This window comes from Streptomyces sp. LN549, assembly GCF_043203805.1.
Taxonomy (GTDB): Bacteria; Actinomycetota; Actinomycetes; order Streptomycetales; family Streptomycetaceae; genus Streptomyces.
Genome location: NZ_JAZHRI010000002.1, coordinates 4794636 through 4818662 on the forward strand (window position 1 = coordinate 4794636; position 24027 = coordinate 4818662).

24 protein-coding genes are annotated in these 24027 nt (G+C 71.3%); 17 read left to right on the top strand and 7 right to left on the bottom strand.

The genetic code is table 11. The features are described from left to right. Positions 1-240 precede the first annotated feature (240 nt). A complete protein-coding gene (locus tag SH922_RS21680; RefSeq protein ID WP_393059550.1) occupies positions 241-1017 on the bottom strand; it encodes a class I SAM-dependent methyltransferase in 777 nt (258 codons plus the stop codon). A 228-nt stretch (positions 1018-1245) separates the two neighbouring features. Between SH922_RS21680 and mshA the strand changes: the two genes are divergently transcribed. The 3 genes from mshA to SH922_RS21695 all read left to right on the top strand — a co-directional run bounded on the left by mshA (position 1246) and on the right by SH922_RS21695 (position 5056). Continuing rightward, positions 1246-2598 carry a D-inositol-3-phosphate glycosyltransferase gene (mshA, locus tag SH922_RS21685; protein ID WP_393059551.1) on the top strand — a complete coding sequence of 451 codons (1353 nt, stop codon included), beginning with the start codon at positions 1246-1248 and terminating at the stop codon, positions 2596-2598. A gap of 58 nt (positions 2599-2656) precedes the next feature. Further along, on the top strand, positions 2657-3184 hold the full coding sequence (locus SH922_RS21690) for a YbjN domain-containing protein (protein WP_393059552.1): 528 nt from the start codon (positions 2657-2659) through the stop codon (positions 3182-3184). Positions 3185-3328: 144 nt separating this feature from the next. Further along, on the top strand, positions 3329-5056 hold the full coding sequence (locus SH922_RS21695) for a glycosyl hydrolase family 28-related protein (RefSeq protein WP_393059553.1): 1728 nt from the start codon (positions 3329-3331) through the stop codon (positions 5054-5056). Positions 5057-5074: 18 nt separating this feature from the next. Here the strand turns inward: SH922_RS21695 and SH922_RS21700 are convergent, their stop codons facing one another. Beyond that, the gene (locus SH922_RS21700) at positions 5075-6091 is read right to left on the bottom strand and encodes a phosphotransferase family protein (protein ID WP_393059554.1); all 1017 of its coding nucleotides are present in this window, start codon (positions 6089-6091) and stop codon (positions 5075-5077) included. Between the two features lie 245 nt (positions 6092-6336). Between SH922_RS21700 and SH922_RS21705 the strand changes: the two genes are divergently transcribed. Continuing rightward, positions 6337-7131 carry a hypothetical protein gene (locus SH922_RS21705; RefSeq protein ID WP_393059555.1) on the top strand — a complete coding sequence of 265 codons (795 nt, stop codon included), beginning with the start codon at positions 6337-6339 and terminating at the stop codon, positions 7129-7131. A 21-nt stretch (positions 7132-7152) separates the two neighbouring features. Here the strand turns inward: SH922_RS21705 and SH922_RS21710 are convergent, their stop codons facing one another. Continuing rightward, positions 7153-7395: a hypothetical protein gene (locus tag SH922_RS21710; protein WP_385285775.1), complete on the bottom strand. Its 243-nt coding sequence runs from the start codon at positions 7393-7395 to the stop codon at positions 7153-7155. Next, on the bottom strand, positions 7392-7640 hold the full coding sequence (locus tag SH922_RS21715; protein ID WP_350998128.1) for a hypothetical protein: 249 nt from the start codon (positions 7638-7640) through the stop codon (positions 7392-7394). The genes SH922_RS21710 and SH922_RS21715 overlap by 4 nt, the downstream gene beginning before the upstream one ends. Before the next feature lie 183 nt (positions 7641-7823). Here SH922_RS21715 and SH922_RS21720 point away from each other — a divergent pair, with 183 nt between their 5' ends. Both SH922_RS21720 and SH922_RS21725 read left to right on the top strand, forming a co-directional pair. Beyond that, complete coding sequence (locus SH922_RS21720; protein ID WP_393059556.1) at positions 7824-7994, top strand: hydrophobic protein; 171 nt, start codon at positions 7824-7826, stop codon at positions 7992-7994. A gap of 282 nt (positions 7995-8276) precedes the next feature. Next, positions 8277-8630, top strand: coding sequence for a PRC-barrel domain-containing protein (locus SH922_RS21725; RefSeq protein ID WP_393059557.1), 354 nt, complete (start codon positions 8277-8279; stop codon positions 8628-8630). 358 nt (positions 8631-8988) lie between these two features. Here the strand turns inward: SH922_RS21725 and SH922_RS21730 are convergent, their stop codons facing one another. Beyond that, on the bottom strand, positions 8989-9750 hold the full coding sequence (locus tag SH922_RS21730; RefSeq protein WP_393059558.1) for a phosphoglyceromutase: 762 nt from the start codon (positions 9748-9750) through the stop codon (positions 8989-8991). Positions 9751-9956: 206 nt separating this feature from the next. Here SH922_RS21730 and SH922_RS21735 point away from each other — a divergent pair, with 206 nt between their 5' ends. Beyond that, entirely contained in the window at positions 9957-11276 is a 1320-nt protein-coding gene (locus tag SH922_RS21735) for an MDR family MFS transporter (RefSeq protein WP_393059559.1), read from the top strand. Positions 11277-11656: 380 nt separating this feature from the next. On the opposite strand, the gene phoU is transcribed toward SH922_RS21735, so the two are convergent. Then, the gene (gene phoU, locus SH922_RS21740) at positions 11657-12334 is read right to left on the bottom strand and encodes a phosphate signaling complex protein PhoU (RefSeq protein ID WP_393059560.1); all 678 of its coding nucleotides are present in this window, start codon (positions 12332-12334) and stop codon (positions 11657-11659) included. A 198-nt stretch (positions 12335-12532) separates the two neighbouring features. Between phoU and SH922_RS21745 the strand changes: the two genes are divergently transcribed. Next, a complete protein-coding gene (locus SH922_RS21745) occupies positions 12533-13807 on the top strand; it encodes a sensor histidine kinase (RefSeq protein WP_393059561.1) in 1275 nt (424 codons plus the stop codon). Next, positions 13804-14484 (top strand): response regulator transcription factor, encoded by a 681-nt coding sequence (locus SH922_RS21750; protein ID WP_073733027.1) that lies wholly within the window; start codon positions 13804-13806, stop codon positions 14482-14484. The genes SH922_RS21745 and SH922_RS21750 overlap by 4 nt, the downstream gene beginning before the upstream one ends. Before the next feature lie 102 nt (positions 14485-14586). On the opposite strand, the gene SH922_RS21755 is transcribed toward SH922_RS21750, so the two are convergent. Further along, entirely contained in the window at positions 14587-15267 is a 681-nt protein-coding gene (locus SH922_RS21755) for a DUF461 domain-containing protein (RefSeq protein ID WP_393059562.1), read from the bottom strand. Positions 15268-16055: 788 nt separating this feature from the next. Here SH922_RS21755 and SH922_RS21760 point away from each other — a divergent pair. From SH922_RS21760 to SH922_RS21795, 8 genes are all read left to right on the top strand, one after another. Next, positions 16056-16538: a CarD family transcriptional regulator gene (locus SH922_RS21760; RefSeq protein ID WP_006380568.1), complete on the top strand. Its 483-nt coding sequence runs from the start codon at positions 16056-16058 to the stop codon at positions 16536-16538. Positions 16539-16986: 448 nt separating this feature from the next. After that, positions 16987-17733: a 2-C-methyl-D-erythritol 4-phosphate cytidylyltransferase gene (ispD, locus tag SH922_RS21765; RefSeq protein WP_393059563.1), complete on the top strand. Its 747-nt coding sequence runs from the start codon at positions 16987-16989 to the stop codon at positions 17731-17733. Further along, a complete protein-coding gene (gene ispF, locus SH922_RS21770) occupies positions 17723-18271 on the top strand; it encodes a 2-C-methyl-D-erythritol 2,4-cyclodiphosphate synthase (protein WP_393059564.1) in 549 nt (182 codons plus the stop codon). Before ispD ends, ispF begins: the two co-directional genes overlap by 11 nt. Positions 18272-18415: 144 nt before the next feature. Then, a complete protein-coding gene (locus tag SH922_RS21775) occupies positions 18416-19033 on the top strand; it encodes a GNAT family N-acetyltransferase (RefSeq protein ID WP_393059565.1) in 618 nt (205 codons plus the stop codon). Between the two features lie 30 nt (positions 19034-19063). Continuing rightward, the gene (locus tag SH922_RS21780; RefSeq protein WP_393059566.1) at positions 19064-20584 is read left to right on the top strand and encodes an ABC transporter substrate-binding protein; all 1521 of its coding nucleotides are present in this window, start codon (positions 19064-19066) and stop codon (positions 20582-20584) included. 4 nt (positions 20585-20588) lie between these two features. Beyond that, the gene (locus tag SH922_RS21785) at positions 20589-22313 is read left to right on the top strand and encodes an ABC transporter permease subunit (protein WP_393059567.1); all 1725 of its coding nucleotides are present in this window, start codon (positions 20589-20591) and stop codon (positions 22311-22313) included. Next, positions 22310-23575: an MFS transporter gene (locus SH922_RS21790; protein WP_393059568.1), complete on the top strand. Its 1266-nt coding sequence runs from the start codon at positions 22310-22312 to the stop codon at positions 23573-23575. Before SH922_RS21785 ends, SH922_RS21790 begins: the two co-directional genes overlap by 4 nt. Beyond that, positions 23572-23976, top strand: a complete 405-nt coding sequence (locus SH922_RS21795; protein WP_393059569.1) for a PPOX class F420-dependent oxidoreductase — start codon at positions 23572-23574, stop codon at positions 23974-23976. Before SH922_RS21790 ends, SH922_RS21795 begins: the two co-directional genes overlap by 4 nt. Positions 23977-24027: the final 51 nt, after the last annotated feature.

Sequence of the window (24027 nt, forward strand, 5' to 3'; positions counted from 1 at the left end):
AGCTCCCCCTCCGAGCGGATCCCACTAATCTGATTTACCGTCAGTAACTTATGGTGCCGTCGAGATCGTGCCATGCCGTACCGAAAAGCAACAGAGGCAGACACATCTGTCCAGGCCCGCGGGACCCCCGTGTCACTCCCGGACCGGCTTTCCCCGATGCGGCCCCCTGTTCTGGGACGAACGATGCCGTGCCGACGTTCCCGGTGCCGGGGGAATTCACCTTGTTCGCCGCCTGTTGGGCTACCGCTCGGGTCGCAGTGCCGACCACTTCACCGTCACTTCGCCCTGGCGCCACCGCCGCACGCCGTCCGTCAGCGGCCACTCGCCCGACAGTGCGCGCACGGCCGTGATCCAGCGCTGCCGGGCGCCCAGCGAGGCGTACGGTGCGGCTGCCGCCCAGGCCCGGTCGAAGTCGCGCAGGAACGCGTGGACGGGCTCGCCCGGCACATTGCGGTGGATCAGCGCCTTCGGCAGCCGCTCCGCGAGGTCGGACGGCCGGCCCAGGGAGCCGAGCCGGGTCGCGAACGTGACCGTGCGCGGACCCTCGGGGCCCAGGGCCACCCACACGTGGCGGCGCCCGATCTCGTCGCAGGTGCCCTCCACCAGCAGGCCGCCCGGCGCGAGCCGGTCGCACAGCCGCTGCCAGACGGCGGCCACCTCGGCCTCGTCGTACTGGCGCAGCACGTTCGCCGCCCGGATCAGCGCGGGCCGCCCGGGCAGCGGGATCTCGAAGCCGCCGTGCCGGAAGGTGAGGCCCTCGCGCTCGTACGGCCGCGCCGCCTCGACGCGCTCCGGGGAGATCTCGACGCCGACCACGCTGGTGCGCGGTTCGGCGGTGCGCAGGCGCTCCAACAGCTCGACGGCGGTCCAGGGGGCGGCGCCGTACCCGAGGTCGACCGCCACGGGGGCGTCGGCGCGGCGCAGGGCGGGGCCGTGCGTGGCGGCGATCCAGCGGTCCATGCGGCGCAGCCGGTTCGGGTTGGTGGTCCCGCGGGTCGCGGTGCCGATCGGGCGCATGACACAGAGCGTAACGACCTCGCCCGTGAGTGCGCGGCCCCGGCGGCAGTCTCGGCGACGCGCCGGAGCCGTACCGTAATGATTTGGCAAAACGGAAATGAAAGGCGGGGTTCCGCTGTTCCAGACCTTCGAAGGGACCTTGCGTCCCTTCGGTGCCATGCCCGTGAGCGAGTGCCATGCCCGTGAGTGAGCCGGTACCAGTGCCCTGAGTGAGGAGGACCGGACGACGTGACGCAGTACGTCTCCCGGCTCGGCAACAGCCGTGTCGCACCGCGCCTCAGGTTCCCCACAGGCTTCCCCGGCGGCCACCGCAAGCCGCGCCGGATCGCGATGCTCTCCGTGCACACCTCCCCGCTGCACCAGCCGGGGACGGGTGACGCGGGCGGCATGAACGTGTACATCGTGGAGCTCGCCAAGCGGCTGGCCGCGATCAACATCGAGGTCGAGATCTTCACCCGCTCCACCGCCGGCGCGCTGCCGCCGACCGTCGAGCTGTCGCCCGGCGTCCTGGTGCGGCACGTCGACGCGGGGCCGTACGAGGGTCTGGCCAAGGAGGAGCTGCCCGCCCAGCTCTGCGCCTTCACGCACGGCGTGATGCAGGCGTGGGCCGGCCAGCGCCCCGGCTACTACGACCTGGTCCACTCCCACTACTGGCTCTCCGGCCACGTCGGCTGGCTCGCCGCGCAGCGCTGGGGCGTCCCGCTCGTCCACGCCATGCACACCATGGCCAAGGTCAAGAACGCGGCGCTCGCCGAGGGCGACACCCCCGAACCGGCCGCCCGCGTCATCGGCGAGACCCAGATCGTCAGCGCGGCCGACCGCCTGATCGCGAACACCGCCGAGGAGGCGGCCGAGCTCGTCCGCTTCTACGAGGCCGATCCGGGCGCCGTCGCCGTCGTCCACCCCGGCGTCAACCTGGACCGCTTCCGCCCCGCCGACGGGCGCGCAGCGGCCCGCGCGCGCCTCGGGCTGCCGCAGGACGCCCTGATTCCGCTCTTCGCGGGCCGTATCCAGCCGCTCAAGGCCCCGGACGTGCTGCTGCGAGCCGTCGCCGTCCTGCTGGACCGGGCCCCCGCGCTGCGCTCCCGGATGGTCGTGCCGGTCGTCGGCGGACCCAGCGGCAGCGGGCTCGCCAAGCCGGAGGGGCTGCAGAAGCTGGCCGCCCGCCTGGGCATCGCGGACGTCGTGCGGTTCCACCCGCCGGTCGGGCAGGACCAGCTCGCCGACTGGTTCCGGGCCGCGTCCGTGCTGGTCATGCCCTCGTACAGCGAGTCCTTCGGCCTGGTCGCCATAGAGGCCCAGGCGGCCGGCACCCCGGTCGTCGCGGCGGCCGTGGGCGGTCTGCCGGTGGCGGTACGGGACGAGGTCAGCGGGTTCCTGATCCCCGGGCACGACCCGGAGGCGTACGCCCAGGCGCTCCACCGCTTCGCGGTCGCGCCGGAGCTCGTCGAGCGGATGGGCGCCGCGGCCGCCGCGCACGCGCAGCGCTTCGGCTGGGACACGGCGGCGGCGGCGACCGCGGACGTGTACACGGAGGCGATGCAGGACCACCGGCGCCGGGTGCGCTCGCACCACGGGTGAGGCCGGGGCGGCGGGTTCCCGCCGGACGGGCATCCCCGGCCTGACGTACGCTCGCTCCATGGCTGACGTACCCGAGGAAGCGGCGACGCCGCAGGTCACACAGGTCGCGCAGGTCATCGAGGCGACGCTGGAGGATGCCGGACTCGACTGGGAGAGCCCCGCGCCCGGCAGTTACGTCGTCCAGCTGCCCGGCACCCGCAAGCTCGCCACCACCTGCTCGCTCATCGTCGGCACGCACGCGCTGTCCCTCAACGCCTTCGTCATCCGGCACCCCGACGAGAACGACGCTGCGGTGCACCGTTGGCTGCTGGAGCACAACCTCCGCCTCTTCGGGGTGAGTTACGCCATCGACTCGCTCGGGGACATCTACCTCGTCGGCAAGCTGCCGCTCTCCGTGGTGACGCCGGGGGAGCTGGACCGGCTGCTCGGCGTGGTCCTGGAGGCCGCGGACGGCGCCTTCAACCCCCTGCTCGAACTCGGTTTCGCGAGCGCGATCCGCAAGGAGTACGAGTGGCGGGTGTCGCGCGGTGAGTCCACGCGGAATCTCGAAGCGTTCACGCATCTGACCCAGCGCCCCGCCGACTGACGCCTGCTGCCTGGCGGTTCCCTGGCTGATTTTTCCTCGGTGCACGAGTCTTCCGCCGTGCCCGGGGATCGTGGCATGCTCACCGCCGACGCAGATATGAACATCGTTCACATCCGTGAAAACCATGGAAGGCGGATCGGGCTCATGGCGACCAAGGCGAACCAGGCGGCCAACGGGGACATCAGCAGGCGTGGACTGCTCGGCAGCGCGGTGGCCGTCGCCGCGGCGGCGGCCACCGGAACGCTCGGAGGCGGGACAGCCCTCGCCGCGACCGGCGCAACGGCCGACAGCCGGCCGCAGCCCACCCCGCTCTGGCGGGAGTTCGCCGCAGCGCCCTTCACACACCCGCAGATCCCGTTCATCGGCCGGGCCGGCTACCGCGGGGGCTCCGCCCTGCCGCGTCCCCGCAGCGGCCACGGCTTCACCGCCGACGTCCTGGACTACGGCGCCGCACCCGACAACTCCGCCGACGCCGCTCCCGCGATCAACCGCGCCATCGCCGCCGCCGGACAGCGCGGCGGGGGCACGGTGATCATCCCCGAGGGCACGTACCGCATCGACGACATCATCCGCATCGGCCACAGCAATGTCGTGGTCCGCGGCGCGGGCAGCGGGCGCACCACGCTGCACGCGACGAAGAACCTCACCGAGCTCATCGGCGTTTACGGCAGCCGCTACGGCGGTGACAAGTCCAGCTGGTCCTGGGCGGGCGGCCTCATCTGGCTCTGCCCCGAAGCCCGTTGGACCTCGCTCACCGACGCCATCAAGGCGAAGGCCTGGCCCTTCGAGGGATGGACGGGCAACAGGCGCGACGAGTGGCAGACCCTGACCACCGTCGCCCCCGCCCGCCTCGGCGACCGTACGATCACCGTCGACGACGCCGGCAGGCTGAAGCGTGGCGCACTCGTGCTGCTCCGCCTCGCCGACGACTCCGCGCACACCCTCCTGGAGCACATGGCGGGCGGCGGCGCGGGCCCGGAGGCGTACTACTGGGACGACAAGACGAAGCTGACCTCGTACGTCCCCTACGAGTGGCCCGTCCGGATCACCGCCGTGCACGGCCGCAGGGTCACCCTGGAGCGGCCCCTCCCGCTCGACGTCCGCCCCGAGTGGGACCCCCGCCTCACCACCCTCGCCGCCCCGCTCACCGGCTCGGGCGTCGAAGGCCTCACCCTCGAAGCGGTGGAGACCCCGCAGTCGCCGCACCTGCTCGACAAGGGCTACAACGGAGTCGCGTTCCAGTGCGCGTACGACTGCTGGGCCGACGACATCACCGTCCGCCACGTCGACAACGGCTTCGGCCTCATCGGCGCCTCCGCCTGCACCCTGCGCCGCACGAAGGTCGCGGGGCGAGGCTCGCACCACCCGTACTACTGCCGCGAGGGCAGCCACGACAACCTGATCGAGGACTTCACCATCGAGCAGCGCACCGTCCCGGCGCCCGCCGGGACCCAGCTGCACGGCATCAACGTCGAGGGCCTGTCCAGCTACAACGTCTGGTCGCGAGGCGTGATGGAGATGGGCACGTTCGACTCGCACCGCGGGATGCCGTTCGCCAACGTCCGTACCGACATCACCGTGAACAACAACGGGCGCCACGGCGGCGACGCGAGCGCCGGACCGCTGTTCGGCGCCCGCTTCACGCACTGGAACATCCGGGTCACCAACGGGCGGGCCGGCCTGATGCGGATCGACGGCCTCGCCCCTTACAGCGCGACCGTCGGGGTCAGCGAGGTGACGGAGTTCGACCAGATCGACGTCCCCGACTTCACCGGCGACCTGCACACCCGCCTGGAGGCCTACGGCACCCCGGAGGCCGTCCGTCCGCGCAACCTCCACGACGCCCAGCGGGAGTTCGTGCACCGGGATTGAGGGTGCCGGCGCCGCGGATCACCCCCGTGCCCGCAGCCCCGACTCCACGTCGTCGAGGGCCGCTTCGAGCCGCGGCGCCACCTCGTTCCACGTCCACTCCAACTGCTCCCCGGACGTCCTGCGGGGCACCGTCTCCACCAGCATGATCAGGTAGAGGTACGCGCGGTACAGCGCAAGCCGCAGCCGCAACGAGCCGTCGAACCCCACCGGTCCGCCCGGCGCCGACTCCCCGTAGCCGGCGAGGAATTCCTTGTCCTCCTCCATGTCCCCGAACAGGGCGAGCGACACGAAGTCGGCGACCGGGTCGCCCCAGAACATCCGCTCCCCGTCGATGATCCCCCCGATCCGCCGCGCCCCCGGCTCCCCGGCGACCAGGATGTTGCCCTGCCACAGGTCGAAGTGGACCAGAGCGGGCCGGGTGACGTCGTCCAGTACGTACGAGGCGGCGCCGAGCCGGTGGCGGATGTCCGCAGGCGTACGCGGCAGCCGCGCCCCGTACGTCTGCGCATCGTCCAGCACCGCATCGGTCATCGCGGTGAACGCGCCGCGCCACGTGGGGGCCAACGGACCGAGCGCCGCGGACGGATAGCCGAAACCGCCCGGCCCCGCCACGGTGTGCAGCCGGCCGACGATCCGCCCGAGCTCCGTGCGCAGCCGCCGGGCCTCCTCGTCGGCCAGGGCGTCGGCCACCTCGTGCCAGGGCTGCCCCGGACGCTCCGTCATGATCACGTACGCGCCCCCGGGGGCAGCGGGGTCGAGCCCGCTGTGCACGACGGCGGGGACGGCGGTCTCCTCGGGGAGTCCGGCCGCCGCGGTGTAGAACACGACCTCGTTGACCAGCAGATCGCGCTCGTACGTGAGACAGCTCGCGACCGCAGGCGGTGGAGTCTTCACCACCCACCGCCGGCCGTCGGTGAGACCGACGCGGGTGACGGCGTTGTACGTTCCCCCGGCCAGCGGGGCGCAGGACACGATCAGTTCCGGGTGCACCCCAACGGAACCGAGCGCGGCGGACAAGACGGAATCTATCGGCATCAGCGAACCTCCCTGAGCGGTCACCCCGGTACGTGTTGCTGCGGTCTGCGCCAAATGCCCAGTTCGGGGCCTTCGTGGGGTGATCACGACGTCGTCACGATCACGGGCGATGCCCGCTTTGACGGATGGCCAAACCACAGCTCACTCATAGAGTTGGCGCACCCCCACGATTCCTCACAACCGCGCCGAACCCGGCGTGGGCCGCTCTCGTGCGGGCGAAACACCTTGAGACAGAAGGATGGGCCATGCGACCCACTGCCATACGCCGTACCGCCGTTGCCGCCACTGTGATGTCCCTGGCCCTGCTCACCGCGGCCTGCGGCTCGGACACGGCGGACAAGGACAACGGCAAGGCGGGCGGATCCGCTTCCGGCAAGCCCGCGGGCAAGGGCGCGGACACGTCCGCCGCCAAGGCGCTGACCGCGGCCGAGCTGGAGAAGGTCTCGCTGGCACAGGGCGACGTCAAGGGCCACAAGATCGCCAAGGCCGGTCCCGCCGACGCCATCGCCGCCGAGGACGTCACCTCCGACAAGCCCGCCTGCGACGTCTTCGGTGACGCCCTGATGGGCGCCAAGGCTGGCACGCCCGCCGCTTCCACACAGCGCAAGGTCGTCAGCGAGCCGAAGAAGGGCGGCGACAAGGAGAGCGACGACCCGGCAGAGGCGTTCAAGGCGGCCTTCGACATCACGACGACGCTCACCACGCTCGCCTCCTACGACGGCAAGGGCGCCGAGGAGGCGCTGACCGGTCTGCGGACCGCCGCGACCGAGTGCGCCTCCGGCTTCACCCTCACCGCGGCCGGATCGAAGCAGAAGATCGCCAAGATCGCGGAGGTGCCGGTCAAGGGTGGCGAGGAAGCCGTCGCCTGGACGGTGACGGTCGAGGCGGACGGTGAGAAGAGCGCGATGAAGCTCATCCAGATCCGCCAGGGCACCACGCTCGCCTCGCTGACCTCGCTCAACCTGGGCGCGTCCGGTGCGGGCGGCGACTTCGACCTGCCGACCGCGGTGATCGACGCCCAGGCCGGCAAGCTCGCCTGAGTCAAGGTCAGGAACGCCCGGTCAGGGCAGCGGGACGAGCCGCACCACGGTGACGGTCAGGACCGATCCGGAGACGTAGTAGAGCACGATCGCCCCGGCGACCGTCGCCTCGCGGCGATCGTGCTCGTCCTTGACGGCGGACGAGCCGTGCCCGTACGGCTCACGCCCCAGCGTGCGCGCCATCTCGTCCCGGAAGGTGTCGCCGTCCCGCATCTTGGCCAGGGTGTCGTCGGCGGGCGGCGCGTAGGAGATCCGGAAGCTCAAGCGACGCTCCGCCTCTCGGCCTCGTCCCGCGCCAGCCGGTCCAGGATCCGCTCGGCCTCCGGATCGGGCACCGCCTCCAGCATCCAGTGCCGCATCACGGCCTGGATCTCGTGCACCCCGGCCTCGTTGATGGCGCGGTCGAACTCCTCGCGTCTCGTCTCGGGCAGCGCGTCGCGGATGGACGGGATGCTGTTGGGCACCTCGACCTCGGCGCCGCCGACAAAGGTCTTCAGGGGCTCACTCATGGTTGCTCTCCCCGCTCTCCCCGTATGCGCCACAGAGTACGACGAGCCGTGAGGCGCGTCACTTCCGGCCGCGGCACCACCGCGACCACGTGCACACGCGGCTAGCCGTTTCGCCGGGCTCTCTCGTCGGCAATGAGTGCGGGGCGAGTATCGGGGCAGATGGAGCCTCGGAGGTTGATACTCATGGTTCCCATCATTCTTGTTCTCCTGCTCGCTCTGCTTCTTTTCGGAGCCGGATTCGCACTGAAGGCCCTTTGGTGGATTGCCATCGTCGTACTGGTGGTGTGGCTGCTCGGCTTTGTCGTCCGCCCGACATCGGGCAGCGGCAAGCGAGGCCGTTGGTACCGCTGGTAAGAGAAGGCTGAGCGTGTAATGACGCGGGGTGGACCACGACGCAATGTCGTGGTCCACCCCGCGTTGTTGCGACGGTCCCGGAGAGGTGAACGCGGTCAACGGGAACCGCGACCTTCCCCTGCGGGTGCATTTCTTGATTCTTCTGAACGCCGCGAACGTGTAGGGGCCTTGATGCGGGGCAGGCGATCTTCCGAGAGGGCGTCAGCCTTTCAGCTAACGCCAACACTCCTCCACGGTCCGTTCGGTGGAGGAGTGAAGAATCTCGATGAAGGAGCTGTTTCCATGAGTGACAACATCTGGGGCTACCAGCCGACCGCCGGCTACACCGCGGGCACCGACCTGATCGGCTACAAGGTCGAAGCGACCGACGGGAGCATCGGAACGGTCGACAAGCACTCGGACGAAGTCGACTCCTCGTACCTCGTGGTGGACACAGGTGTCTGGATCTTCGGAAAGCACGTCCTGCTGCCGGCCGGCACGGTACTCACCGTCGACGCCGCCGCACGGAAGGTTTTTGTCGACCTGACCAAGGACCAGATCAAGAATTCCCCCGAATTCGACAAGGATAAGCACGTCGGCGATGCCGGGTACCACGAGCAGGTCGGCGGCTATTACCACAGTCACCGCCGCATTTGATCCCACCGCATCCCGCCACCCCGGCGCGACAGGGGGAAGGGGCCGCCCGGAGAATCCGGCCGGCCCCTTCCCATTTCTCCGTTCTCCGTTCCCCCTCTTCTCCGTCGAGTTCAGGTCGAGTCGAGTTCGGACGTTCACCCTCGGGACGCTTTCTTTCCAGGTGCGGGAGAAGACCCTTCGGACGTCCCCGTAACCGTCCAATGCGGCATCGACGTGGAATTTGGTCCCGCTGTGGAAAAGTACTTCTCACATGTCCGAGACGCTGTAGGCCAGTTCCGTCCGGCTGCCGCCCGGAGCGGCCGAGGCATGCCAAGAAGCCCCCGCCCTGCGAACAGGGCGGGGGCTTCTTGGCGTCCGCTTACTTCTTCTTGCCCTGGTTCTTCACGGCCTCGATGGCCGCCTTCGCCGCATCCGGGTCGAGGTAGGTGCCGCCCGGCTTCAACGGGCGGAAGTTCTCGTCCAGTTCGTACGCGAGCGGGATGCCGGTCGGGATGTTCAGGCCCGCGATGTCGGCGTCCGAGACACCGTCGAGGTGCTTGACCAGGGCCCGGAGGCTGTTGCCGTGCGCGGCGACCAGGACCGTCTTGCCGTCGAGCAGGTCCGGGACGATGCCGTCGTACCAGTACGGCAGCATGCGGTCGACGACGTCCTTCAGGCACTCCGTGCGCGGGCGCAGCTCCGGCGGGATCGTCGCGTAGCGCGGGTCGTCGCTCTGCGAGAACTCGGTGCCGTCCTCGAGGGCGGGCGGCGGGGTGTCGTACGAGCGGCGCCAGAGCATGAACTGCTCCTCGCCGAACTCGGCGAGCGTCTGCGCCTTGTCCTTGCCCTGCAGGGCGCCGTAGTGGCGCTCGTTCAGCCGCCAGGAGCGGTGTACGGGGATCCAGTGGCGGTCCGCGGACTCCAGCGCGAGCTGGGCCGTGCGGATGGCGCGCTTCTGGAGCGAGGTGTGCAGTACATCGGGGAGCAGGCCGGCGTCCTTGAGCAGCTCACCGCCGCGGACCGCCTCCTTCTCGCCCTTCTCGGTGAGGTTGACGTCCACCCATCCGGTGAACAGGTTCTTCGCGTTCCAGTCGCTCTCGCCGTGGCGGAGGAGGATCAGCTTGTACGGTGCTTCGGCCATGGGTCCGAGCGTAATCGAACCCGTACGGGCCGCGCGCGCCCGGCCACAGGGCGGACAGGGCAGTGGGCGCGCCAGGGGCGGGGCGGTGCCGATTGACGGCTGCCGTCAATTGAGTGGCAGGGCCGAACGCAGGATTCGTAATGTTCGGACTGTCGGCGGACCTCTTACCGCCGTATTCGAATCCGTACGTCCCGGGGGGAACCCGCATGTCTGTCGCCGGTCTCAGACGGGCCACCCGTGAAACGGTGTCCGGTCTCCCCAGGGAGTTCTGGTGGCTGTGGACCAGCACCCTGGTCAACCGCCTCGGAGCGTTCGTCGCCACTTTCATGGCCCTGTACCTGACCCTGGACCGCGGCTACTCCGCCTCGTACGCCGGTCTGGTCGCCGCGCTGCACGGGCTCGGCGGGGTCGTCTCCTCGCTCGGGGCCGGGGTGATGACGGACCGTTTCGGCCGGCGGCCCACGATGCTGATCGCGCAGCTCTCGACCGCCGTGTCGGTGGCCGTGCTCGGATTCATGGTCGATCCGGTGGCGATCGCCGCCGTCGCCTTCGTCGTCGGCATGGCCAGCAACGCCTCCCGGCCCGCGGTCCAGGCGATGATCGCCGACATCGTCCCCGCCAAGGACCGGGTGCGGGCGTTCTCGCTCAACTACTGGGCGATCAACCTCGGGTTCGCGGTCTCGTCCGCCGGGGCCGGGTTCATCGCCGAGTACAGCTATCTCGCGGGCTTCGTGGGCGAGGCGGTGATGACCCTGTTCTGTGCGGTCGTCGTCTTCATGAAGGTGCCCGAGTCGCGGCCCGGGAAGGCCGTGTCCGCGGTCCCGGATGCCGCCTCCGCCGCCGACGACGTGCGGCTCGGCACCGTGCTGCGCGACGGACGGTTCATGGGCGTCGTCGGCCTGTCGTTCGTGATCGCCCTGATCTTCCAGCAGGGGTACGTGGGGCTGCCGGTGGCCATGGGGGCGGACGGGTTCAGCAGCTCCGACTTCGGTACGGCGGTCGCCGTCAACGGCGTCCTCATCGTGGTGCTCCAGATCCCGGTCACCCGGTTCATCCAGAGCCGTGACCCGCGCCGGCTGCTCATCGTGTCGTCGCTGCTCGCCGGGTACGGCTTCGGGCTGACGGCCTTCGCCGGCTCGGTCGCGGTCTACGCGCTGACCATCTGCGTCTGGACCGTCGCCGAGATCGTCAACGCGCCCGTGCAGAACGGCCTGGTCGTCCAGCTCTCACCGGCCCACGGGCGGGGCCGCTACCAGGGCATGTACACCCTGTCCTGGTCGGCCGCGGCGCTCGTCGCCCCGCTGATGTCCGGTGTGGTGATCGACCACTTCGGGGCCGGCTGGCTGTGGGGGACGTGCGCGGTCCTGGGCACCGCGGCGGCGTTCGGGTACTGGCTGCTGATGCGGAGCCTGCCGCAGGCCGGCGTGGCGACGGCCCCCGCGGTCATGGGGAGCGGACCGGCGGGCGCCGAGGAGGGCGCCGTGGCCGGGGCCGGCCCGGAGCCCGCGGTGGAGCGGATGGGCTGACGAAGGCACGGAGCGCCCCGCGCGGACTGTTCCGCGCGGGGCGCCCTTCGTCGTCCGGCGCCCGTCAGCCGGAGCAGCCGCCGCACTGGCACGGTGCGCCGGACTGGCAGCCGCACCCGCAGCCCGATCCGCATCCGCAGGCGCCGAGGACGCCTCGGTGTGCCACATCGGCGGGTGTCTCCTGCTGGGGTTCGGTCGTGGGGGAATCGGCCATGGTTCCTCCTCAAGGTGTACGACAGGGCCGCACGCCCGCACGGGGCCCACGGCCGGGGCGTACGGACAAGTCGTGCCGCCCCACCCCATTGCATGCCCAGGCGGGCGGGCGCATCAACGGCGCACACGCGCAGGAACACGTGTGCGCATCCATGTGCCGGCCGGGCTTACGCGCCCTCCACCGGCGTCGCCTGCTGCAGCTCGTCCGCGTGCTCGCCCGTCACCAGGTAGACGACGCGCTTGGCCACCGAGACGGCGTGGTCCGCGAACCGCTCGTAGTAGCGGCCGAGCAGCGTCACGTCGACGGCCGTCTCGATGCCGTGCTTCCAGCGGTCGTCCATCAGATGCTGGAACAGCGTGCGGTGCAGCAGGTCCATCTCGTCGTCGTCCTGCTCCAGCTGGAGCGCCAGGTCGACATCCTTGGTGATGATCACCTCGGCGGCCTTGGCCATCAGGCGCTGCGCCAGCTGTCCCATCTCCAGGATGGTGGCGTGCAGGTCGTGCGGGACCGCCGACTGCGGGAAGCGCAGCCGGGTCAGCTTGGCCACGTGCTGGGCGAGGTCGCCCGAGCGCTCCAGATCGGCGCTCATCCGCAGCGAGGTGACCACGATCCGCAGATCGGTCGCCACCGGCTGCTGGCGGGCCAGGAGCGCGATGGCCCTGGCCTCCAGGTCGTGCTGGAGGTCGTCGACCTTCTGGTCCGCGGCGATCACCGTCTCCGCGAGCTTGAGATCGGCGTCCAGCATGGACGTCGTCGCCCGGCCGATCGCCGATCCGACGAGGCGGGCCATCTCGACCAGCCCCTCGCCGATCGAGTCGAGTTCCTCGTGGTACGCGTCACGCATGGGATGTCCCTCTCCAGTCCTGAACCGAGGCCGGGGCCAGCTCTGCACCCCACGCTGCCACCGTGACGGGCGTACGCGTCGGGTTCCGACCGGCCAAGTGAACCGGTGCTTGCCCCATGGTGAACTCTGGGCGACGAGTGTTCGGATAGGCACTCGGACGGCTGGGAGAGTGTCCGTCGGGCCGCATAACCTGGAGGCATGGACGTGAACGCGGCGGTCGCCGCAGCTGCAGCGATCGCCGGGGTGTGTACCGGTGTGATCGCCATGCTGGCGTTCCGCTGGAGCGAGCGCGACCAGAAGAAACCCACGCGTACGTCCCTGCGGCCCGACAGCGGTGCCCCCCTGCCCCCCGGAGTCGACACGGTCCTGTCCGTGCTCAGCTCCTCCGCGGTCGTCCTCGACGAGAGCGACAGCGTCGTCAAGGCCAGCTCCGCCGCGTATGCGCTGGGGCTGGTCAGGGGAGGGCGCCTGGCCGTCGAGCCGATGCTGAACATGGCCAGGGACACCCGCCGCGACGGGGAGATACGACAGGTCGAACTGGACCTGCCCCGGCGCGGCACGGGCCGGGGCGAGGCCCTCGCGGTCTCCGCCCGGGTCGCCCCGCTGGGCTCCCGGCTGGTGCTGCTGCTGGTCGAGGACCTCACCGAGGCCCGCCGCATCGAAGCGGTCCGGCGCGACTTCGTCGCCAACGTCAGCCATGAGCTCAAGACCCCGACCGGTGCGCTGTCCCTGCTCTCGGAGGCCGTCATGGACGCCTCCGACGACCCGGAGGCGGTGGAGCGGTTCGCCGGCCGGATGCAGATAGAAGCGACCCGGCTCACCAACCTCGTGCAGGAGCTCATCGACCTCTCCCGGGTGCAGAACGACGACCCGCTGGAGGATGCCGAACCGGTCCGGGTGGACGAGCTGGTCGCCGAGGCCATCGACCGCTGCCGGCAGCAGGCCGGCTCCAAGCAGATCACCATGGCCGCGGGCGGCACCGCCGAGCTCCGCATATGGGGCAACCGCGGCCAGCTCGCCGCCGCGCTCGGCAACCTCGTCGAGAACGCCGTCAACTACAGCCCCGCCCGCACCCGCGTCGGCATCGCCGTCCGCCGGGTGGTCGTACCTGGCGGGGACGAGATCGAGATCGCCGTGACCGACCAGGGCTTCGGTATCTCGGAGAAGGACCGGGAACGGGTCTTCGAACGCTTCTACCGCGTCGACCCGGCCCGCTCACGCGCCACCGGTGGCACCGGCCTCGGCCTCGCCATCGTCAAGCACGTGGCCGCCTCGCACGGCGGGGAGGTCACCGTCTGGAGCTCGGAGGGACAGGGCTCCACCTTCACCCTGCGGCTGCCCGAAGCGGGCTCCGTACGGGAACGGGACCGCACATCACGCGGACCGCTCATCGTCAACGGCGACGAGGCGTCCTACCAGGACGCCGCACCCGACACTTTTGATTCATTCCCTGCCCCGGAGGCTCTTCCGTGACCCGAGTGCTTGTCGTCGAGGATGAGGAATCCTTCAGCGACGTCCTGTCCTACATGCTCCGCAAGGAAGGCTTCGAGGTCGCCATCGCGGCCACCGGACCCGACGGCCTGGACGAGTTCGAGCGCAACGGCGCCGACCTCGTGCTCCTCGACCTGATGCTGCCCGGTCTGCCCGGCACGGAGGTCTGCCGCCAGCTCCGCAGCAAGTCCAATGTCCCCGTGATCATGGTCACGGCCAAGGACAGCGAGATCGACAAGGTCGTCGGCCTGGAGATAGGGGCCGACGACTATGTGACCAAGCCCTTCTCCTCGCGCGAGCTCGTCGCCCGCATCCGTGCGGTGCTGCGGCGCCGCGGGGAGCCGGAGGAGGTCACTCCGGCCGCCCTGGAGGCGGGCCCGGTGCGGATGGACGTGGACCGTCACGTCGTCACGGTCTCCGGCGGCAAGGTCGACCTGCCGCTGAAGGAGTTCGACCTGCTGGAGATGCTGCTGCGCAACGCAGGCCGGGTGCTGACCCGGATGCAGCTGATCGACCGGGTCTGGGGCGCGGACTACGTGGGCGACACCAAGACGCTCGACGTCCACGTGAAGCGTCTGCGCGCCAAGATCGAGCCCGACCCGGGCGCCCCGCGGTTCCTCGTGACGGTGCGGGGCCTCGGGTACAAGTTCGAGCCGTAAGCCGGCCCTGGGCGATACGACAGCAGGTGTGGCTGAGGCGCCTCCCGGACCGGGAGGCGCCTCAGCCACACCTGCTGTCGTCGTGCGTCGTGCGGGGTGCGGTCAGCCCGGCTGCTGCGAGTCGGATGCCGCGTCGCTCGGGGTGGTGGTGTCGCTCTCCGAGGCAGCCGGGCCGGAGGGGGTGCCGGACGGGGCACCCGGGGTCTCGGACGCGGAACCGGACGGCGACGCCTCGGGCGACTCCTCCGGCTTCCTCGGGAGCTCCGGCAGCGAGCTGGGGCCGAAGCCCTTGAAGTAGCTGTTGGAGGGCACGACGGACGCGCCGAGCGTGATGCTGCCGGTCTTGCTGAGCTTGAAGACCAGCGGCTGCACGTTGCCGTTCTGCGTGGCCTCGTGGCCGTTCTCGATCACGGCGGCGGCATTGCCCGCGCCGCCGAGGATCACCCGGCCGCCGGCCGGTACGACGACCGGTCCCGACCCCTTGGCGGCGTGCAGCTCCACGGAGCCGCTGCTGCCCGGCAGGGTGATGGCGTCGAGGGTCTCCGCCGTGGTGCCGTTGTTGAACAGCGTGGCGGTGACCACGGCCGGGCCGTTGGCGCCGCGCACCGGCTGGGTGACGACGTTCGCGTTCTGGATCTTGATGTCGCCGGACGACGTGGCGGCGTTGTCAGGCCTGACTTTGAGCGTCTGCGCGTTCTTGCCGGCTCCGCATGCGGAGAGCGCGGCGATCGAGAACACGATGGCAGTGGCGGCGAGGGCGCCGTGTCGAAGGCTGCGGCTCACGGCGGCGGCAACTCCTTGAACGAGCGGACGTACGGACGGGGTCGGGCGACGTGGTGTAAAGCCGCCCTAAGGGTGTGTCAGCGGCCAGGTTACCGAGCCGCCGTCCCGGCCCCGCACCCGACCCGCCCCTGACGGTCCCGGGGATCGCGGGCCGTCGTACGCGAGATCATTCGCACGCCGTTCACATAACACGCTTGATCAATTCCGCCATGCGTTCGCCCTGTGTTCCCCCGCGTTCCGCCCGCGCTTCGCATCGCCGTTCAAGCGGCCGCGGCACATTCATTGCACATAATCCCCACGGTGCCCGGCGTTGATCAATTTCATTGGCCACCGGCACCGAGAGGGTCCGGCAATTGGGGGCGGCGCCGCGGGGCCGGCCACGCCCATCTGCGGCGTTGTCGTCAATCAACAACACTCCGCCCGCCTCAATCCTCCGCCTTGCGGCTGCACGCACCCGGCTCCGTCCCTTCACCGCCCCCAATTGCCGGACCCTCTTACCGCCGTACGGATGATCGATCTCCGAACGGAGTACGGAATGTTCATCATCCGGAACCAGGCAAAACGGGACGTTCGGTCACTTCTGAGGGGGTTGCGGTAGGTGTAACGTCCGCGTTTCTCCTCGCCCGCGCAGCCGCTCCGACCTGCGAATACCGTCCTCCGCGAGCCTTCCGCAGCACGTCCCTGTTGCAGTTGTCAAGCCCCGAGATATGCCCTGACCTGCGAAAACGCCATTCAGGAGAAGCTGTTCTCGTGTTACTCTTGATAGCCACGGAAGGGGTACCTGTCACATGACGTTCAAGGTTGGCGACACCGTGGTCTATCCCCATCACGGGGCCGCGCTGATCGAGGCTATCGAAACTCGCCAGATCAAAGGCGTGGACAAGACCTACTTGGTGCTCAAGGTCGCTCAGGGCGACTTGACGGTGCGTGTGCCGGCGGACAATGCGGAGTTCGTGGGCGTGCGTGACGTGGTCGGGCAGGAAGGGCTGGACCGGGTCTTCGAGGTGCTGCGCGCGCCGTATGCCGAGGAGCCGACGAACTGGTCCCGACGCTACAAGGCAAATCTCGAGAAGCTCGCATCCGGTGATGTCATCAAGGTCGCGGAAGTAGTTCGTGACCTGTGGCGTCGTGAGCGCGAGCGTGGACTCTCCGCAGGTGAGAAGCGCATGCTCGCCAAGGCTCGCCAGATCCTGGTGAGCGAGCTCGCTCTCGCGGAGAACACGAACGAGGACAAGGCCGAGGCTCTCCTCGACGAGGTCCTCGCGTCCTGAACCGGATCGCACCGGTCCTAAATAATGTGCCGCGGTGCCCGCTGACCAGCCGTTTACACGGTGTGTCGTCGGGCGCTGCGGCATGTCCGGCTGCGTACGTCGAGCGTACGTCGATACGCGCCATCCGGGCCGGGTGCCCGGGGCTGGGTACGCGGATCCGGGCAGGGGGCCTCAGTGCGCGGACGCCTGCGGACGGCGTGGCCCGACGAACCCGGCTGTTCTCCCCGATGCGCCGATGCGTTGGCCTCATCGACGATCCCCCGGTACTTTGCTCGCGATCTTGTGAAGTCGACGTGTGAGGCCGATCCCGAGCGGCCGGGGCGGTACCCGTCTCGCCCGGGGTCACGGAAAGGGTCCCGGTCGAGTCATGGCGTAGCGCCCGGCTCGCTTGTGGCCATACCCACGTCGGCCCTGGAGACAAACATGCCGATGCTTCGGAGTGCAACCGATGTCTGATCAATCGCGTCCTTACCGCACCGCCGCCGTGATTCCCGCGGCCGGCCGCGGCGTACGGCTCGGCCCGGGCGCCCCCAAAGCGCTCCGCGCGCTGGGCGGGACGCCCATGCTCATCCACGCCGTACGGGCCATGGCGGCCTCCCGTCACGTGTCCGTGGTCGTGGTCGTCGCACCGCCGGACGGCGCACCCGAGGTGAGGAACCTGCTCGACGAGCACGCCCTGCCGGAGCGCACCGACTTCCTCGTCGTGCCCGGCGGCGAGACCCGGCAGGAGTCGGTGAAGCTCGGACTCGACGCGCTGCCCGCCGATGTCTGCGCCGTCCTCGTCCACGACGCGGCCCGTCCGCTCGTCCCCGTCGACACGGTGGACGCGGTGATCGAGGCCGTGCGGGACGGGGCACCCGCCGTCGTCCCCGCGCTGCCGCTCGCCGACACCGTCAAGGAGGTCGAGCCCGGTGCTCCGGGGGAGCCCGAACCGGTGCTCTCCACTCCGGTGCGGGCCAGGCTACGGGCCGTACAGACCCCGCAGGGCTTCGACCGCGACACTCTGGTGCGTGCCCATGAGCAGGTCGCCGTCAGCGGGGAGGGTGCGACCGACGATGCGGGCATGGTCGAGCAGCTCGGGGCGCCCGTCGTGGTCGTCCCCGGGCACGAGGAGGCGTTCAAGGTGACCAGGCCGCTGGATCTGGTCCTGGCCGAGGCGGTTCTCGCACGCAGGAGGGCGAACGATGGCTTCTGAGGTATCAGAGGTGTCCGAGGGTTCCGGGGCTGCTGAGGGTTCCGGGCGGCGCACCGCGCCCGTGATCCCGCTCGTCGGCATCGGCACCGACATCCACGCCTTCGAGGAGGGCCGCGAGCTGTGGTGCGCGGGTCTGCTGTGGGAGGGCGAGGGTCCCGGCCTGGCCGGCCACTCCGACGCCGACGTCGTCGCGCACGCCGCGTGCAACGCGCTCTTCTCGGCCGCCGGTCTCGGCGACCTCGGGCAGCACTTCGGCACCGGCCGCCCCGAGTGGTCCGGCGCCGCGGGCGTCACGCTGCTGACCGAGGCGGCCAGGATCGTCCGTGCCGAGGGCTTCGAGATCGGCAACGTGGCCGTCCAGGTCGTCGGCGTACGGCCGAAGATCGGCAAGCGGCGTGACGAGGCGCAGAAGGTCCTCTCCGCCGCCGTGGGCGCACCCGTCTCGCTCTCCGCCGCCACCTCCGACGGGCTCGGCTTCACCGGCCGCGGCGAAGGCATCGCGGGCATCGCGACGGCCCTGGTCTACCGCGCGGGCTGAACCGCCCGCGGGCCCGCCGCCGGTCGGTGCGGGGTGCGTCGCCGACGCGCCGGCGGGCCCGCGACCCGTCACCTTGTTGCACATGACTCGCAGGTACGCTTGTGCGGCAATGGCATGTGCGGCAAGGGACGGTGAAGCTCCGGGATGAGCACGACGACGATCGCTCCGGCAGGGGCCGACGCCGACGGATACGTCCTGCGCACCGCCGGTCCGCAGGACATCGGCGGGGCGCGGGCCGTGATGCTCGACACCGTCTACCGCGATCTGCGGTCCGGTTACGTGCCGCGCTGGCACGCCGACATCATCGATCCCGAGGCCGCCTATCTGCGCCCCGGGCGCTGCACTCTGCTGGTGGCCGAGCGGGACGGCGAGATCGTCGCGACGGGCGCCGTGCGGGACCGGGGTCCTCAGGCGCCGCCCAACCCGCAGTGGGTCGCGGACCGTTTCCCGTCCGGCACCACCGCCCAGCTCTGCCGGATCTATGTCGCACCGGAGCACCGCAGGCACGGACTCGCGCGCCGGATGGTGCGCGAGCTCTGCGACTTCGTGGCGCGGGCCGGCGGCTACGAAGCGGTCTATCTGCACACCGACCCCGCCGTGCCGGGCGCCGAGCCGTTCTGGCGGTCGCTGGCCCAGGAGGTGTGCGACGAGCGCGCGCTGCCGGGCGGAGGTCAGGGCATCGTCCACTTCGAACTGCCGCTGCCGCTTTCCCTGCCGGGGTCCGGGGCGTACGCAGGCGCCGCAGTCACCCCCACTGCTTAAATGACAATCGTTTTCATATAAGGTCGTTCCATGCCCACGCCCCGAAGCCGTCGCTCCGCGCTGCCGCTGACCCTGTCCGCGACCGCTCTCCTCGTCCCGCTCGCCACCGCCTGCTCCGGCGGCGCGTCCGACGGGGCCGCGGACGGCGGACAACGCCTCCGGGTCGTCATGGCCTTCCCGCCCGCCCAGGCGATGTCCCCCTACGGCGACGACGCCGTCACCCTCAGCCGCCTCGCGGTCATCGAGGGCCTCACCAGCCTCGGCAGCGACGGGGCGGCGAAGCCCGCACTCGCCGCCTCCTGGAAGCGCGACAGCGCCAAGGAGTGGACCTTCACCCTGCGCAAGGCCACCTTCCAGGACGGCACGAAGGTCGACCCGGCCGCCGTCGTACGGTCGCTGACCGCCGCCGAGAAGGCGTCGCCGAAGCCCCGCGTCCTGTCCGACACCGGCATCACCGCCAAGGCCCAGGGCGCCGACACCGTACGGATCGTCACCGACGAGGCAGACCCACTGCTGCCCCAGCGCCTCGCCAACCCCTCCCTCACGATCCTGTCCGCCGCCGCCTACACCGGCGGGAGGGCAGACCCGGCCGGACACGCCACCGGCCCCTTCACCCTCGCCGCCGTCAAGGGCGCCGTCAGCGCCACCCTGGAGCGCAACGACACCTACTGGGGCGACAAGGCCAAGGCCCCCGGCGCCGACGTCACCTTCGTCGCCGACGGCACCGCCCGCGCCAACGCACTGCGCACCGAGGCCGTCGACGTCGCCGAGTACGTACCGATCTCCCAGGCCTCCCTCCTCGGCGACGGGCTCGTCCACGAGTTCCCCTCCGCCCGCACCAACGGCCTCTCGCTCAACACCGAACGCGGCGTCTTCGCCGACCCGGCGATGCGCGCCGCCGCCCGTGAGGCCATCGACTCCAAGGCCCTCGTCAAGGCCGTCCACGAAGGCCGGGCCGACACCGCGCAAGGCCTCCTCGGCCCCGGCGTCCCCTGGGCCGCCGCAGCCCGCACCGCCCCCGTCGGCCGGGCGAAGGCCGCGGACAAGGCACAGGTGGCGAAGACGGAGGAGATCGTCCTCGCCACCTACACCAACCGGCCCGAACTCCCCGAGGTCGCCACCGTCGTCCAACAGCAGCTCACCGAGCGCGGTTTCACCGTCAAGCAGGTCGTCCGCGACTACGCCCAGCTGGAGGCCGACGCCCTCGCCGGGAAGTACGACGCCTTCATCCAGGCCCGCAACACCCTCCTGGACACCGCCGACCCGGTCTCCTACCTCGCCTCCGACTTCACCTGCGACGGCAGCTTCAACATCTCCCAGCTCTGCGACGAGCGCGTCGACGCCGACGTGAACAAGGCCGCAGGCACCGCCGGGACCGAGGCCCGCCACGCCGCGGCAGCGGCCGCCGAAGCCGACGTCCTCGGCACCGACGCCCTCGTACCGCTGCTCCATGAGCGCTTCGTCCAGGGGTACGACGACAGCCGCGTCCAGGGCGTCTCGCTCGACCCGATGGAACGCACCCTCATCACCGCAGACACCCACGTCGGATGACCGGGTGAAGCACCTCGCCGGCCGGCTCGCCGCGCTCCTCGCGGTCGTCGCCGTCATCGGACTGCTGCCCCGGCTGACCCGCACCGACCCCGCCCTCACGATCCTGCACGCCCGCTACGCCGACCGGCCGCCCACCGCCGAGACCCTCGACGCCATCCGCGCCGAGACCGGCCTCGACGGCGGGCCCCTCCACGTCCTCGGCGACTGGCTCGGCGGACTCCTGCGCGCCGACCTCGGCACCTCCTGGGTCTCCGGGCAGCCCGTCGCCCCCGACGCGATATCCGCCCTCGGGGTCTCCCTGACCCTCATGGGCGTCTCGCTCGTCGTCGCCCTCCTGGTCGCCGCTGCCCTCGTCGCACGCACCCTGCGACGTGGGGCGCGCAGCCGGATCGTCACCGCCGGGGCGGGCACCGGCGCCGCCGTCCTCGCCGCCCTCCCCGAGTTCCTGATCGCCGCCGTCCTCGCCGCGGTCGTCGCCGTCCGGCTGGACTGGCTGCCCGCACTCGGCTGGGGCGCCCCCGAGCAGACCGTGCTGCCCGCGCTCGCCATGGGCATCCCCGCCGGCGCGCTCCTCGGCCGTCTCCTGGACGACGCACTGCCCGCCGCGTTCGCCGAACCCTGGGCCCGCGCAGCCACCGCGGCCGGCATGCCCGGACACCGCACCGCCCGGCACGCCCTGCGCCGCACCCTGCCCGGCCTGCTGCCCCAGCTCGGCCTGATCGTCGTCGGCCTCACCGGCGGAGCCGTCGCGGTAGAGACCCTGTACGCCATCCCCGGTCTCGGGGGCACCGCCCTGTCCGCCGCGCTCGCCCAGGACCTCCCCGTCCTCCAGGCCTGCGTCCTGATCCTGCTGCTCCTCGGCACCGCCGCGGGACTGGCCGCCCGCCTCGGCTCCCGAACCCTGCTCGGCCCCGCCCTCGACGACGGCGCCCTGCCCGCACTCGTCCCGCCCACCGTCCGCGCGCGCCCCGCCCTCCTCACCGGCGCCCTCCTCCTCGCCGCCCTGTTCGCCGCCGTGACCGTCGCCGGACTCCTGCGCGACCCGCTCCACGTCGACGCGGCCGCCCGCCTCGCCGGGCCCTCCACCGCCCACCCCTTCGGCACGGACTCCCTCGGCCGCGACATCCTCGCCCGCCTCGGACACGGAGCCGCCCGCACCGTCCTGACCGCAGTCGCCGTGTCCGCCGCCACCCTGCTGCTCGGCCTCGCCCTCGGAGCCGTACGCGCCGGAGCGCTCACCGAGACCGCCAACGCCCTGCCCGCGATCCTCACCGGCCTCGTCGTCGCCGGCATCGCGGGCCCCGGCCCCTGGAACGCCGCAGCCGCCGTCACCGCCGTCGCCTGGGCGCCCCTCGCCGCCCACACCGCCGCCCTGTACGCCCAGGAACGCGCCGCCCCGCACCTCGCCGCCGCCCGCGTACTCGGCGCCGGACGACTCCACCTGATGCGCCGCCACCTCCTGCCCGGCGTCCTGCCCCCCGTCGTCCGCCACGCCGCCCTGCGCATCCCCGCCATCGCCCTGGCCCTCGCCTCCCTCGGCTTCCTCGGCCTCGGCACCGAACCCCCCTCACCCGAATGGGGGCGCATGCTCTCCGAAAACCTCCCCTACGCCGAACGCGCCCCGTGGTCCGTCCTCGCCCCCGCCACCGCCCTCGCCGTCCTCGGCGCCCTGGCCGCCCTCACCACAGCGGCCCTACGCGGCAGGCGCCCCCGGAAAACCCGCGCATGACCGCCACCACCCCCTACCTCCGCCTCCTCACCACCACCCAGTTCGCCTTCAACACCGGCTTCTACGCAGTCCTGCCCTACCTCGCCACCCACCTCGGGACCGGCCTCGGCATGACCGGCTGGCTCGTCGGACTCGTCCTCGGCCTCCGTACCTTCAGCCAACAGGGCCTCTTCGTCATCGGCGGCGCCCTCACCGACCGCTACGGACCCCGGCCCGTCGTCCTCGCCGGCTGCGCCCTGCGCATCGCGGGCTTCGGTTGGCTGGCCTTCGCCGATTCCACCGCCACCGTCATCGGCGCCGTCCTGCTCACCGGATTCGCCGCCGCGCTCTTCTCACCCGCCGTGGAGTCCGAGACCGCCCGCGAGGCCGTCCGGCACGAACAGCGCACCGGCACCCCGCGCGCCCAGGTCCTCGCCGCCTTCTCCGCCGCCGGACAGGCCGGCGCCTTCCTCGGCCCCCTCCTCGGCTCCCTGCTCCTCCTCCTCCTCGACGCCGGCTTCCGGGCCGCCTGCCTCGCCGGCGCTCTCGTCTTCGTCGGCGTCCTTGCCGGACACGCCCGGCTCATGCCGCACCGCGCCCCCGTCACCCGAACGGGCGGACGCCGACGCCCGATGCGGCGGATCCTCACCAACCGCCCGTTCCTGCTGCTCTGCCTCGCCTACAGCAGCTACCTCGTCGCCTACAACCAGCTCTACCTCTCCCTGCCCGCCGAGGTGCAGCGCGCCACCGGATCCCAGGCCGCCCTCGGCTGGCTCTTCGCCCTCTCCTCGCTGCTCGTCGTCTGCGCACAGCTGCCCCTGACCCGCTGGTCCGCCCACCGGCTCGCGCCGCGCACCGCCCTCGTCACCGGCCTCACCACCGTCGCCGCCGCGTTCGCCGCCGTACCCCTGACCCCCGCGGGCCCCGCCGGACTGCTGCCCCCGGCCGCCCTCGTGCTCCTCCTCACCCTCGGCCAGATGCTCCTGGTGCCCGCCGCCCGCGGCCTCGTACCCGACCTCGTCGACGACCGGCACCTGGGCCTCGCCACCGGGGCGCTCTCCTCCGTCTCCGGCCTCGCCGTGCTCGGTGGCAGCGCCGCCACCGGCGCCCTGCTCGACGCCCCCGCCGCCGTCCGGTGGGCCGCACTCGCCGCCGTGCCTCTCGCCGGAGCCGCCCTGGCACTGACCCTTCCGGTGAGCATGGACGGGAAGCGGGCCGCGGGAGGCGGGATTGGGGTAGGTGTAGAGGTACCACCGACCCGTTCAGGAGGACGTACGCCATGACCGCCGCACTCTCCGATGGACTCAAGGCGCTGCTCGACACCCCGGTCTTCGTCACCGTGGCCACCATCCAGCCCGACGGGAGCCCCCAGGTGTCCCCGGTCTGGGTGAAGCGGGACGGCGACGACGTACTGATCTCCACCACCACCGGCCGCCGCAAGGAGCAGAACCTCGCCCGCGACCCCCGCGTCTCCGTCGTCGTCCAGCCCTTCGACGCCCCGTACACCTACGCCGAGATCCGCGGCACCGCCACCCTCACCACCGAGGGCGGCCAGGAACTCATAGACGAACTGTCCCTGAAGTACACCGGCAAGAAGTACGCCGACTTCAACCCCGCATCCGCCGACGACGACCCGCGCGTCGTCGTCCGGATCACGCCGCGCAAGGTCGTCGGACGCCTCTGAACACCCCCGGACGATCACCGGTCACGGCTCCGGCCCGCCCGGAGCCGTAAC

Excerpts from the sequence above, each read along its gene's own strand:
- SH922_RS21745 (WP_393059561.1), top strand. The coding sequence starts at position 12,533 with ATGGACGTGAACGCGGCGGTCGCCGCAGCTGCAGCGATCGCCGGGGTG.
- SH922_RS21790 (WP_393059568.1), top strand. The coding sequence starts at position 22,310 with ATGACCGCCACCACCCCCTACCTCCGCCTCCTCACCACCACCCAGTTC.
- SH922_RS21690 (WP_393059552.1), top strand. The coding sequence starts at position 2,657 with ATGGCTGACGTACCCGAGGAAGCGGCGACGCCGCAGGTCACACAGGTC.
- SH922_RS21760 (WP_006380568.1), top strand. The coding sequence starts at position 16,056 with ATGACGTTCAAGGTTGGCGACACCGTGGTCTATCCCCATCACGGGGCC.
- SH922_RS21725 (WP_393059557.1), top strand. The coding sequence starts at position 8,277 with ATGAGTGACAACATCTGGGGCTACCAGCCGACCGCCGGCTACACCGCG.
- SH922_RS21795 (WP_393059569.1), top strand. The coding sequence starts at position 23,572 with ATGACCGCCGCACTCTCCGATGGACTCAAGGCGCTGCTCGACACCCCG.
- SH922_RS21695 (WP_393059553.1), top strand. The coding sequence starts at position 3,329 with ATGGCGACCAAGGCGAACCAGGCGGCCAACGGGGACATCAGCAGGCGT.
- SH922_RS21680 (WP_393059550.1), bottom strand. The coding sequence starts at position 1,017 with ATGCGCCCGATCGGCACCGCGACCCGCGGGACCACCAACCCGAACCGG.
- SH922_RS21775 (WP_393059565.1), top strand. The coding sequence starts at position 18,416 with ATGAGCACGACGACGATCGCTCCGGCAGGGGCCGACGCCGACGGATAC.
- SH922_RS21780 (WP_393059566.1), top strand. The coding sequence starts at position 19,064 with ATGCCCACGCCCCGAAGCCGTCGCTCCGCGCTGCCGCTGACCCTGTCC.
- SH922_RS21730 (WP_393059558.1), bottom strand. The coding sequence starts at position 9,750 with ATGGCCGAAGCACCGTACAAGCTGATCCTCCTCCGCCACGGCGAGAGC.
- ispD (WP_393059563.1), top strand. The coding sequence starts at position 16,987 with ATGTCTGATCAATCGCGTCCTTACCGCACCGCCGCCGTGATTCCCGCG.
- phoU (WP_393059560.1), bottom strand. The coding sequence starts at position 12,334 with ATGCGTGACGCGTACCACGAGGAACTCGACTCGATCGGCGAGGGGCTG.
- SH922_RS21735 (WP_393059559.1), top strand. The coding sequence starts at position 9,957 with ATGTCTGTCGCCGGTCTCAGACGGGCCACCCGTGAAACGGTGTCCGGT.
- SH922_RS21705 (WP_393059555.1), top strand. The coding sequence starts at position 6,337 with ATGCGACCCACTGCCATACGCCGTACCGCCGTTGCCGCCACTGTGATG.
- SH922_RS21720 (WP_393059556.1), top strand. The coding sequence starts at position 7,824 with ATGGTTCCCATCATTCTTGTTCTCCTGCTCGCTCTGCTTCTTTTCGGA.
- SH922_RS21700 (WP_393059554.1), bottom strand. The coding sequence starts at position 6,091 with ATGCCGATAGATTCCGTCTTGTCCGCCGCGCTCGGTTCCGTTGGGGTG.
- ispF (WP_393059564.1), top strand. The coding sequence starts at position 17,723 with ATGGCTTCTGAGGTATCAGAGGTGTCCGAGGGTTCCGGGGCTGCTGAG.
- SH922_RS21715 (WP_350998128.1), bottom strand. The coding sequence starts at position 7,640 with ATGAGTGAGCCCCTGAAGACCTTTGTCGGCGGCGCCGAGGTCGAGGTG.